The sequence below is a fragment of the Gordonia sp. (in: high G+C Gram-positive bacteria) genome, from assembly GCF_049647785.1.
GTDB lineage: Bacteria > Actinomycetota > Actinomycetes > Mycobacteriales > Mycobacteriaceae > Gordonia.
The window spans coordinates 41,486-51,418 of the sequence record NZ_JBARYI010000029.1 but is presented as its reverse complement, the minus strand read 5'-3'; the positions used below and the strand labels follow the sequence as shown (position 1 = coordinate 51,418).

Annotated in this window: 20 protein-coding genes and 1 pseudogene; 14 read left to right on the top strand and 7 right to left on the bottom strand. The window is 60.8% G+C overall.

The window, feature by feature from the left end; translation table 11 throughout:
- Positions 1-29: 29 nt before the first annotated feature.
- Complete coding sequence (locus tag WBA38_RS04355) at positions 30-1,133, top strand: tyrosine-type recombinase/integrase (RefSeq protein WP_424322179.1); 1,104 nt, start codon at positions 30-32, stop codon at positions 1,131-1,133.
- Here WBA38_RS04355 and WBA38_RS04350 read toward each other — a convergent pair.
- The 4 genes from WBA38_RS04350 to WBA38_RS04335 all read right to left on the bottom strand — a co-directional run bounded on the left by WBA38_RS04350 (position 1,130) and on the right by WBA38_RS04335 (position 3,282).
- The gene (locus tag WBA38_RS04350; protein ID WP_424322178.1) at positions 1,130-1,333 is read right to left on the bottom strand and encodes a DUF3263 domain-containing protein; all 204 of its coding nucleotides are present in this window, start codon (positions 1,331-1,333) and stop codon (positions 1,130-1,132) included. The two genes, WBA38_RS04355 and WBA38_RS04350, sit on opposite strands and share 4 nt — an antisense overlap.
- Positions 1,330-1,743: a hypothetical protein gene (locus WBA38_RS04345; RefSeq protein WP_424322177.1), complete on the bottom strand. Its 414-nt coding sequence runs from the start codon at positions 1,741-1,743 to the stop codon at positions 1,330-1,332. The genes WBA38_RS04350 and WBA38_RS04345 overlap by 4 nt, the downstream gene beginning before the upstream one ends.
- Positions 1,744-1,924: 181 nt before the next feature.
- Positions 1,925-2,656, bottom strand: a complete 732-nt coding sequence (locus WBA38_RS04340) for a DUF3800 domain-containing protein (protein ID WP_424322176.1) — start codon at positions 2,654-2,656, stop codon at positions 1,925-1,927.
- Entirely contained in the window at positions 2,653-3,282 is a 630-nt protein-coding gene (locus tag WBA38_RS04335) for a hypothetical protein (protein ID WP_424322175.1), read from the bottom strand. Before WBA38_RS04335 ends, WBA38_RS04340 begins: the two co-directional genes overlap by 4 nt.
- Before the next feature lie 222 nt (positions 3,283-3,504).
- Between WBA38_RS04335 and WBA38_RS04330 the strand changes: the two genes are divergently transcribed.
- The 5 genes and pseudogenes from WBA38_RS04330 to WBA38_RS04310 form a co-directional block, all read left to right on the top strand.
- Entirely contained in the window at positions 3,505-3,771 is a 267-nt protein-coding gene (locus tag WBA38_RS04330) for a helix-turn-helix transcriptional regulator (RefSeq protein WP_424322174.1), read from the top strand.
- A gap of 54 nt (positions 3,772-3,825) precedes the next feature.
- Positions 3,826-4,725, top strand: coding sequence for a phage antirepressor KilAC domain-containing protein (locus WBA38_RS04325; protein ID WP_424322173.1), 900 nt, complete (start codon positions 3,826-3,828; stop codon positions 4,723-4,725).
- Positions 4,722-5,027 carry a hypothetical protein gene (locus WBA38_RS04320; protein WP_424322172.1) on the top strand — a complete coding sequence of 102 codons (306 nt, stop codon included), beginning with the start codon at positions 4,722-4,724 and terminating at the stop codon, positions 5,025-5,027. Before WBA38_RS04325 ends, WBA38_RS04320 begins: the two co-directional genes overlap by 4 nt.
- Positions 5,024-5,452 carry a DUF732 domain-containing protein gene (locus WBA38_RS04315; protein ID WP_424322171.1) on the top strand — a complete coding sequence of 143 codons (429 nt, stop codon included), beginning with the start codon at positions 5,024-5,026 and terminating at the stop codon, positions 5,450-5,452. The genes WBA38_RS04320 and WBA38_RS04315 overlap by 4 nt, the downstream gene beginning before the upstream one ends.
- Positions 5,449-5,580 (top strand): annotated as a pseudogene (locus WBA38_RS04310) (helix-turn-helix domain-containing protein); the annotation flags it as partial. The gene WBA38_RS04315 and the pseudogene WBA38_RS04310, both read left to right, overlap by 4 nt.
- On the opposite strand, the gene WBA38_RS04305 reads toward WBA38_RS04310, so the two are convergent.
- The gene (locus WBA38_RS04305) at positions 5,560-5,718 is read right to left on the bottom strand and encodes a hypothetical protein (protein ID WP_424322223.1); all 159 of its coding nucleotides are present in this window, start codon (positions 5,716-5,718) and stop codon (positions 5,560-5,562) included. The pseudogene WBA38_RS04310 and the gene WBA38_RS04305 overlap by 21 nt on opposite strands.
- A 78-nt stretch (positions 5,719-5,796) precedes the next feature.
- A complete protein-coding gene (locus WBA38_RS04300) occupies positions 5,797-6,009 on the bottom strand; it encodes a hypothetical protein (protein ID WP_424322222.1) in 213 nt (70 codons plus the stop codon).
- Positions 6,010-6,116: 107 nt separating this feature from the next.
- Here WBA38_RS04300 and WBA38_RS04295 point away from each other — a divergent pair, with 107 nt between their 5' ends.
- The 8 genes from WBA38_RS04295 (at position 6,117) to WBA38_RS04260 (ending at position 9,248) form a co-directional block, all read left to right on the top strand.
- Entirely contained in the window at positions 6,117-6,281 is a 165-nt protein-coding gene (locus WBA38_RS04295; protein WP_424322170.1) for a hypothetical protein, read from the top strand.
- On the top strand, positions 6,278-6,565 hold the full coding sequence (locus WBA38_RS04290) for a hypothetical protein (protein WP_424322169.1): 288 nt from the start codon (positions 6,278-6,280) through the stop codon (positions 6,563-6,565). Before WBA38_RS04295 ends, WBA38_RS04290 begins: the two co-directional genes overlap by 4 nt.
- On the top strand, positions 6,562-6,783 hold the full coding sequence (locus WBA38_RS04285; protein WP_424322168.1) for a hypothetical protein: 222 nt from the start codon (positions 6,562-6,564) through the stop codon (positions 6,781-6,783). The genes WBA38_RS04290 and WBA38_RS04285 overlap by 4 nt, the downstream gene beginning before the upstream one ends.
- 328 nt (positions 6,784-7,111) lie before the next feature.
- Positions 7,112-7,267 carry a hypothetical protein gene (locus WBA38_RS04280; RefSeq protein WP_424322167.1) on the top strand — a complete coding sequence of 52 codons (156 nt, stop codon included), beginning with the start codon at positions 7,112-7,114 and terminating at the stop codon, positions 7,265-7,267.
- Between the two features lie 172 nt (positions 7,268-7,439).
- Positions 7,440-7,706 (top strand): hypothetical protein, encoded by a 267-nt coding sequence (locus WBA38_RS04275; RefSeq protein ID WP_424322166.1) that lies wholly within the window; start codon positions 7,440-7,442, stop codon positions 7,704-7,706.
- Positions 7,703-8,515, top strand: a complete 813-nt coding sequence (locus WBA38_RS04270; RefSeq protein ID WP_424322165.1) for a YqaJ viral recombinase family protein — start codon at positions 7,703-7,705, stop codon at positions 8,513-8,515. Before WBA38_RS04275 ends, WBA38_RS04270 begins: the two co-directional genes overlap by 4 nt.
- Positions 8,512-9,102 (top strand): hypothetical protein, encoded by a 591-nt coding sequence (locus tag WBA38_RS04265; RefSeq protein ID WP_424322164.1) that lies wholly within the window; start codon positions 8,512-8,514, stop codon positions 9,100-9,102. The genes WBA38_RS04270 and WBA38_RS04265 overlap by 4 nt, the downstream gene beginning before the upstream one ends.
- Positions 9,099-9,248, top strand: coding sequence for a hypothetical protein (locus WBA38_RS04260; protein WP_424322163.1), 150 nt, complete (start codon positions 9,099-9,101; stop codon positions 9,246-9,248). Before WBA38_RS04265 ends, WBA38_RS04260 begins: the two co-directional genes overlap by 4 nt.
- A 91-nt stretch (positions 9,249-9,339) precedes the next feature.
- Here WBA38_RS04260 and WBA38_RS04255 read toward each other — a convergent pair whose 3' ends face one another.
- The gene (locus WBA38_RS04255) at positions 9,340-9,528 is read right to left on the bottom strand and encodes a hypothetical protein (protein ID WP_424322162.1); all 189 of its coding nucleotides are present in this window, start codon (positions 9,526-9,528) and stop codon (positions 9,340-9,342) included.
- Between the last annotated feature and the right edge of the window lie 405 nt (positions 9,529-9,933).

Below are 9,933 nucleotides of genomic sequence, written 5' to 3'. Positions count from 1 at the left end.
TACATGCACCCCCGCAAGGACACAAAATAATGGCAAGCATCGACGCCAGAACCACCAGCGACGGCACCACCACCTACCGAGTCCGCTGGCGACAAGACGGCAAAGCCCGCGCACTCACCTTCATCGACGCCGCCAGCGCCGAAGCCTTCCGCCGCAACGTCGAAAAATTCGGGCCCACCGAAGCCATGCGCATCATCGACCTCGTAGACTCCGGCATCTCACAAATGACCCTCGAACAATGGTGCACCGCACACATCGAAACCCTCACCGGCGTTGAAGAAGGCACCCGCCGCAGATACCGCGCATACGTCCGCAACGACCTCAACAAAATCGGCACCATGCCACTATCAGCCATCACCGACACCACCATCAGCCGATGGGTCAACGACATGGACGAATCAGGGGCGTCAGGAAAGACGATCGCCAACAAGCACGGATTCATGGCGGGAGCACTCAACCATGCAGTCAGGGCCGGGAAGATCGCCAAGAACCCGTGCGACCACACCAGGCTTCCGCGTACCGACGCCGCCGACGATACAGTCATGCTCACCCGCGCCGAGTTCGACCTAATCCACGACGCAATGACACCACGGTGGCGCCCATTCACCAGATGGCTAGTGGCAACCGGAATGAGATTCGGCGAGGCGACCGCGCTCGTAGTGTCCGACGTAGATGCCCGCAGTGGCACCGTGCGGATCAGCAAGGCATGGAAGCACACAGGTAACGGTGAACGGAAGTTGGGGCACACCAAGTCACGCAAGGGGCATAGGACGATCAACGTGCCAGCCTCGGTGATTGACTCGTTAGACCTCAACCGTCCTGGTGGCGAGCTTCTGTTTCCCACGCAGTCGGGGGGGCCCATCTCTCACCAGTTGTTTCGTAATCGGGCGTGGCTTCCGGCGTTGGCGAAGGTGTGCGCCGAAGATGCTGAGCCGCGACTGTTGAAGCGTCCGCGTCCGCATGATCTTCGGCATACGTGTGCGTCATGGATGATAAACAACGGTGTTCCGATGGCTGTTGTTCAGCAGCATTTGGGGCATGAGTCAATTCAGACGACGATCGCCACGTATACCCATATCGACCGGTCGAGTGGGGAAGCTGCGGCCGAAGTGATTGGGAAGATGCTCAGCTAGCGCCCAGCCAGTCGCCGTAGCCGGTTCACGAGTGTCGGCGCGTGTGCGAGCGCTTCAGGGTCATCGAGCAGTGAGGCGACCCGCTGCCAGTAGCGGGTCACAGACAGGCCTAGTTCGGTCCGTACGGCTTCGGCGTGGGTGCTGCGGTCCCGGTAGGTGCGGGCCGCGAAGTCGAGCAGCGCGCGGTCGTCGTCGGTCATGCCACCCACGACCAATCCCCATCACACGCTGCCTCGATCTCGGCGACCTCGATGGGGTCGAGGTGCTGCATACGGTTGGCCGCAGTCTGCTGATCGACCCATAGGTGATCGGCGAGCGCTTCGATGGTGGGGTGCCGCAACCATGCGAAAGCATCCACCAATTGATCGAGCGTAATGAGGCGGCGTGCGGTCTCCCGCTCCACCCATGCTTCCGACGCTTCGGGGTGCTCGAGGTGGAGTAGTTCGTGTGTGAGGGTGGATCGGCGGTCGCGTTGGGTGAGGCCGCGGTGCAGCCACACGGTGCGCTCGCCGACGAGCCCTAGGACGCCGCCCGGTAGTCGGCGGGTGCAGTCGATCACCACGTCGGGGTGGTGGTCGCGCGCCCACCGCCACGGATGCCAGATAGTCATGCCCGAAATCAGAACACGCCGGTCTGACAAAAACGGGCGTGACCAGTAACTACACGGATGTAGTTCAGTGGATGCTGTGAAATTGTCGTAAGGATGTCGTACTGTATTGCCATGACGTACCGGTTGCCGGATACGTTGTCCGCCTAAGGCCTCGACAGAGATGTCGGGGCCTTAGAGCTATCTAGGGGCTCCACTTGCGGACGGTGGCGATCGCCGGTGCTGCCGTTAGGTATAGCTGCCGGGCTGCCTTCTTGGCCTTTGGGTGCGCACTAGTCTCCTCGATGTGCCTGCGCAGCGTGTAGGCCACAATGTCTGCAACTTGCACTCCGATGTTCGTCCGTGAATCGACATACTGCATAGGTTCAATATGGCAGAGTCGAGTGGGTCGAAAGCCTGGTGTCGCCGCCCGCGTGTAGCCTGCGATTACCGCTGCGGCCGCAGCTGACTCGTCAAGAATGTCGGCTACTACCGTGCTCCGAACAGAGCTATTTATGCACTGGTCATGGACTCTTTCGAGCGCATGTCGGAGTGATACCTGGTAGGGGCTATCCGGATATCGGTATCGGGCATTGAGTCGCGGTACGTCGACTCCCTGCATGTGAATTCGAGCTCCGCTATTGACTACAGCCTGAAGGACTCTGCGACAGATCCAGACGGATTCGTGAACTTGGCCTTTTAGTGCGGACCAACCGCCCTTGCCCTGCATAATTTCGTGGCCATGCAGCTCGACGTTTGGGGGTACACCTAGTTTCTCCATTACCTCCGCCCTCAGCGCATTGATGTCGTCAACGAGTTTTGTTAACTGCTTGGCGGTGACGGTCACGGCTGCAACGTAGTAATCGGCCTGGCCACTTCCGTACGACTCGTCAATGAAGGTATGGAGCCCGAGGGGTAGGAATGTCGGGTCGGTCACTTGCCGTCCTCGGGGTCTTGGTTTTCTTCGCCGATGTCGCTGCTGTCGGGGTAGCCGACCTTGAATCTCGGGTCTTGCTTCCGGGCCGCGATCGCATCCTCGATCGACTCGGGTAAAGCCTCGCGCCTTGACCTTCGTGCACTCAAGTCCGTGGGCTTGTTAGTCTTCTGGTTTTCGTCGTCGGTGCGCGGTGTTCGCGCGGCCGACGACGAACCATCGGTGCGAGCGGGCTGCTGTTCGGGTTGGTCATGGCGGTTCAGTTCCCTCCGCTGGGCGACGAGGATGCGCAGCATGTCCAGCGCAACCCGTCGCTCGTTCGGTTCGAGGTCATCGACGCCGGAAGGTAGTTCGTCGGCGAACGGTGGCCCGTTCGTCCGGCGTCCGGCGGCGGCGAACGCGACGTGATCCGGCACGCCTGCGACGAGGGCGATCGCTCGGATCGTCCCGTCTTCGGCGTCGCCTCCGTGGGTACCGCGAGCAATCTTGCTTGCGGTCGTCCGGTTGAGGCGGAGCCCTCGTGGCTGGCGAGCCTCGGCAGCTGCGACCTTCTCTTCCATCTGGCGGAAGGAGAGTCCGCTGTCCTTGGCCTTGAGCACGAGGTCTCGCAGGGTTTGAGTCTCGTTCACGTCTCGAATCCTGACCTGGGGTGTTGTAGGTGAGCCATAGGCGCACCCACTAGTAGTGGCAACCAACATATTGATCTTCCCACGGCGCGCTGCATGTTTGACGGTTGACACTTTGGCAACCACTGGCTACTGTCAACGTTGCCAGGTTGACAAAGCGGCAACTAGGAGGAAAAGATGAGAACCGTCAGAAGAAAGCGACCCATCATCCGAAGGGATATCTGGATGGAAGTGAAAGACGGCGCACAGGTACGGCGCTGGCGAAAGAAGGCCCGATACTCACAACGAGAACTCGGCTTCCTGGTCCGGCGAACGCACACCACGATCTACAAGATCGAGGCGGGAATCCTCACGAACATCTCGGAGGATCTGGCCCTCGATATCGCTAACCGACTCGAAGTCCCGTGGGAGGACTTGTTCATCGCCCGGGAGGTCACAGCCAACCCTGAAGTGGCAACCGTCACCGATGACAAGATGCCAATTCCTGCATAAGAACAGCCCCCGCCTGGGCAAACAGGCGAGGGCCAACGCATGAAAGGAAAACCAATGCAAGATCTGACTCTACCCGCAGCAAGAACGGAACGCGACCAGCTCGCGGGCCGCACGGATGTCCTCGACAAGGTTGGTGTCCTACGGACCCTGCCCGACGACATGAACGCACTCACGCCGATGGTTGCCGAGTTCTACGGCGTCGGACTCGAAGCAGTCAAGAGCGCAGTCAAGGACAACCGTGAAGAACTCGAAGAGGACGGATACCGCGTCGTAATCCGCTCCGAATTTGAGAGGTTCTACGAGGACCTCTCAAATCTGGACCCCCGCGCTCGCCAGATCGCACTGTTTCCGCGCCGCGCAATTCTCCGTATCGGGATGCTGCTTCGCGACTCCGACGTAGCGCGCCGCGTCCGGGACATGTTGCTCGACGTCGAGCGCGCCGACGCAACCGTTCACTTCCTCATCCCCAAGACTCTCCCCGAAGCACTCCGGGCATACGCCACCGAGGTCGAGGCACACGAACTGACCACCGCCCGCGCCGATGCTGCAGAAACCAGCAACCGCGTGCTCGTCTCCCGCATCGAGAAGGACGCACCGCTCGTCGCCAAGGCGGAAGCACACACCGCGTCGATCACCTGGATTCACCGCCAGGACTTCGCCCGCGAGGTTAAGCAGTGGGGAGTAGGTCGCGGAATCGCGATCAGCCACGAGCACGTCTACGAGCTCCTGCGCCGCAAGAAGATGATGATCGCCGGAGATAGGTCCGACCGTAACCAGGCGTCGTCGCACGCGATCACCGCAGGTTGGGCGCGCAACACCAAGGGTACCGCCGAAAACGGTCACGAGTACGTGACCACCCGCATCAGCCCTCGCGGCCAGGACGTGGCGTGGAAGTGGATCACCGCCCACGTCGAGCAGTTCGGCACCCTCGCGCCGCAGGAGGTGTCGGCATGAGCCCCCGCTATCTGTATCGCGTGGTTGTCACGTCGTACCCCGACGGCTCGCATCACCCGAACCTGTACGACGAGGAAGTTTGGACCCCGGTCGAAGGTTGGGCGCCACCCGGTTGGCGACCCGAAGGCAACTACGTAGAGATCCTTGGCACTTCGGATTTCATCTGGCCGGTCACGAACAAGACCTACCACTCGCGGTCGTCCGCCAAGAAGCGCGCCGACCTGCTCAATTCCTTCGGAGCGGTCGCCATTGTCGAGCGCTCAAACCTGATCGTCTGGCCCGAAACGGAGACCGAAGCATGAACACCACCACCACTATCCGCCGGATTGTCACTGTGACGTTCGCTGCGCTCGCTGCCGTGCCGATCGCCGCGTGCTCAGTCGACGGCGCACCAGCCACCACCACGACCACCAACGTCGCCGCACCCGCAGCCGCAGCGGACACCACCGAAGAAGCACAGACGCTCACGCCAGCACAGCAAGACCAGGTGTTCATTCGGGTGCTTCGCGATCAGGGCTTCCCGCTCGACGATGCCGAGTCTGAGGCGATCGACCTCGCGCACACCGTGTGCGAAACCCTCGACGCTGGTGTCCCGGCGAAGAGAATTGCCGACGCCACGATGGACACGTATGGCCCGACTGACGCAGGAACCCTACTGGGGGCTGCGACGACGACGTACTGCCCGGAGTACACGGACGACTTCACGCGCCTGGGCGGTGCGGCATGAACACCTCAAACATCCAGGTAGGCGCGACAATCAAGGCGCTCCGCCAGAAGGACGGATGGAGACTCGGCGACTTCGCGAGATCACTCGACATCACCCATGGGTACATGTCAAACATCGAAGCTGGTCGCAAGCCATGCACCCCTCAGTTGGCACGACGCATTGCCGACCAACTCGGCGTCCCTCTCGTCGTAATCCGGTCGGGAAACATCAAACCCGAGCGAGTGCTGAGCGCTACCGAGTTTGAAGATTTCGTTCGGAAGATTCATGCCGCAACTTCCGCAGACCCCTGGGATCGTCCCTGCACCCTCACTGAGGCGATGCGATTCGCACGCATCCTGCGGAAACTACTTGGCGCGCTGGATAGGGAGATCGTCGATACGGCCATCTTCGGCGAGAGCCTGGCCGATCTGACGGACACCGAACGACAGGAAGTGAATCGCGTTCGCAATCTCCTTCACCGCCGGATCGGAGTGCGAACGGAGCCTAGCGACCTTCGCGCTCGCAGTCTCGCAATTCTGGATTCCCTCGCGGACGAGTTCCCGTCGAGTGCTCTGCATGATTCTTCTCCTTGTTCGTTGTGTGGTGCTTCGACCGTAGGAGATGCCGATTGGTCGGCGGGTCCGGTTTCAGATCCGTCGACTAATCAGGCGAACGGCGGTGCGGCATGAGCGCCGATCTGAACCTTGATTCCGTGCAGGTGGTTGCCATCAACCGCTACTTCTACTGCGACATGACCTTCCGCAAAAAAGCCGAGGTAGTCATCAGCGACGGAAACATCACCATCATCGACCCCAGCGTTGACCTCGCCGACATGGTGGTGACGCCATGAACCTCGCCAAGTTCACCAAGAAGATCGACCGCCACACGATCCCGGTAGATGACTTCGGGCCGAACGTCTACATCGAACGCGTCAACGGAACATGGCGGATCAAGATTTACCGCTGCGACCCCGACGAGTACCAGCCCCAAGAGTTTCCGCAGTTCGGTTGGCCGCACATCAGTGTCAGCCACCTCGACGGCGAGGCAATCATCTCCGTCATTGGCGACACCGACAAAGAAGCGATGCGCCGAGCACTCGACTTCGTTCGCACGGAAACCCCGGTGCCAGCATGACTGCCACCGAATACGAATGCCGGCCATTCGACCCCGTAGCCGCCTGCGAGGTCACTGTCGAAAACGTGCGCATCGCAGGGCACCCACTCATCCGTGTCGGCCACCCGAACGGTGTGGGTTTCCACCTCACACCCTCCGACGCACGAGTCCTCACCGACCAGTTGTTGAGTATCGCGCACCTCATCACCGACAACACCATCCAAAGGAGACGCCAATGACCGTCGAGATTCAACAGGCAACATTCGACGCCGCACAAGTTTCGACCCGCATCTTCGGCGACGACTCCCGTACCTACTTCGTGCAACGGCGCATGTCATCAGGTCGTTGGCCGCACCGACTAATCGGGACATCACGCCGCATGACCGAGGCCGACATTCAGGAAGCTCTAGATCTTGAATACCAGCCTGCTGCACCGAATCCAGAGCCTCCCGCATCTGGTCTTTCCCCTCGCACACGCCACCGCCGAGCGTCCTAAAAGACTTCTGTCCCGCCCGACATCCAGGGGGAGCGGGCGGGACAGAACACCACCTCGAAAGGACCGATCACATGTTGATCAACCTGATTATTTGGGGGCCGCTTGTCGGTGCCGCACTGTTCGCCTGCCGTTACCCGCGCCCCATTGATGACGGCACCAACATTCCGACCGGCTGGCTCCCACTCGACACCGCAGAGCGCCGCGCCCACGAGAACGAACAGCCGTGAAACCCGCCAAGTACCGATACCGGCGCCGCAAGTGCTGCGAGCACAAAGGCCGTCGTTGTCCGAAAGATTTTCCGATCATTTACTGCCGCTGGTGTGAGAACGAGCATTGCGCACCGGTTCAGGGTTGCCACCAGGACGACCCTTGGGCACCACTTTCAGAAACGAGAAACACATGAGCAACACCGAAAACCTTCTACGCTCGATCGTCGGAGCACCACCCGCACCCACCGACGTCCCGACCCTCATCCCTGATCTGGTGACGAGCGTGTCTGCGTACTTCGGTCACGGCCAGTCCGCGGTCGAGGTCGCGCACCAGGATCTCACGATCTACACGCCCGAGTTTGACTACCTCGATGCCGTTGCAGTCGATCGTCGCGTGCAGAACATTCAGCGCGCCATCGGATACGCCCGTGCCGAAGCAAAGCGGGGTGCCAAGTGAGTGTCCAAACGTTCCAGATGCTCGCCCAAGGTTCAGACGAGTGGTTCGAGGCACGTCGAGGCATCGTCACCGCCAGCATCATCGGACAACTTATCAGCGCAGGCAAACGCACCGCCATCGACTACGACTGCCCGGCATGCGGCGCAACCGGCGGCGACGACTGCTTGTCAGCACGCACCAAATCCCCAATCAAAACCAAGCATCCCGAACGAGCCCAAGCAGCCCGCGACGGATCCAACGAACTCATCCTCGAACCGGCCAAAAATGACACCAGCCGCGCAATCATCCTGCGACTAGCTGGAGAACGCATCAACGGGTGGACCGAAGAAACACCGATGAACGCAGCCATGTGGCGCGGCGTTGAAGATGAGCCCCGGGCACGCGACCTCTACAACGACCACTACGCCCCGGTCGAGGAAATCGGCTTCATGCGACGCGACGACCTCGGCGGACCACTCGGCTACTCACCAGACGGCCTAGTCGGTGACGACGGGCTGATCGAGATCAAGTCGCGCGCACCGAAGTCACAGATCGAAACGATCCTTGCCGGTCATCCGCCGATCTTCAACATGCCGCAGTTGCAGTGCGGGCTGCTCGTGTCGGGCCGCGAATGGATCGACTACATCTCCTACGCGGGCGGCATGCACATGTGGGTCCACCGCGTCAGACCCGATGACCGCTGGTTCGACGCCATCAAAGCGACCATCCGCTACGCCGAAACCGCCATCCAAGAGACCTGCCGCCAGTACAACGAGCTCACCGAAGGCCTCATCCTCACTGAACGCATCACAGAAGAGATCGAACTATGACCGCCCAAGAAGTAGACCTGTCGCAGATGATCCAAGCCAGATCGGACCAGACGAACGCCGTGGACCTCCTTGCTGGTCCTGTCACAGTGACGATTGTCGCCGTAACTACTGGCAGCAAAGAGCAGCCGATCAACCTGGTAACCGACCACTTCGGCCCAGGGAAGCCCTACCGTCCAGGACTATCCATGCGCCGCGTACTCGTCAATGCATGGGGACCAAAAGGCGCTGAGTACGTCGGCAAATCGATGACCCTGTATTGCGACCCGTCCGTCAGATTCGGCGGCCAAGCAGTCGGCGGCATCCGCATCAGCCACCTGTCACACATCGACAAGCCGAAGTCGGTCGCACTAACGGTCACCCGCGGAAAGCACTCGCCGTTCACTGTCGACCCCCTCCCATCCGGTCCTCCACTCATCACTGACGAGATCGCCGGACAATTCGCGGCCGACATTCTTGCGGCCGGAAATGTGCAGGCTCTCGATGCGATCAGTGTCGAGTTGAAGAAACACAACCTCGGAAACCACCGCGCCGACCTGCTCGCAGCGTTCACTGCACGCAAGGCTGAACTCAACGAGGCCGCATCATGATCGACCCGAGTATCGAGATTTGCCCTGTCTGCTTGCAGCATGTTCGCGTCAGACTCACGGTCTTCGCGCACCTCGACACTGCGGGGTCGCTGTGCCCAATGTCTGCCCAGCCCGCCATTCACGACGTGAGCGAGGTGGCGGCATGAGTGAACAACGCTTGTGTGGCGTGGAGGGCTGCGGTCGTCCACATAAGGCCCGGTCGATGTGCCGCACGCATTACAAGGCGTGGCGGAAAGATCATCCGGTGCTTGATCCGGCGACGGTCGACCCTGCCCCCACTCGATCCATCGTGATCAGCCTGATTAATGAGTTCACGACGGCAAGCATCTCCAAGGCGTCGGGCGTCTCGGAGGGGACAATCAGGAGAATCACTAGCGGTGCCCGCCCTACGGTTTCGGTGAGGTCAGCGGAGGCGATTGCGAGCATGGACCGCGGCCTGCTCGTGCCGATTATCCATCCGCGAGCTGTGAGCCGTACGTGCACGGTGGGTGACTGCCGTCGGCCGTATCAGGCGCGCAATATGTGCAGCACCCATTATTCGCGGTGGCGGTCCGGGATTCCTTTGGATCAGCCAAGGGGTGTGCGCCGTCATCTGGCACCGCAACGTTTGTGTGACATCGAGGGTTGTGGCCGTCCGCATAAGTCGCATGGGTTGTGTCAGATGTGTTTGCGTCGGAAGCAGCGTCAGGAGGCTGCTGCTGTACGACCGTTGGTTCCGTTGCCGCGAACGACGTGTCCGCGTGGTTGTGGTCGTTTGTGGCATGACCTTGAGGCTGTTGCTTCGCCTATTCCTGAGTTGCCGTGGCCTGCGTGCCCTGGCTCCAACATTCC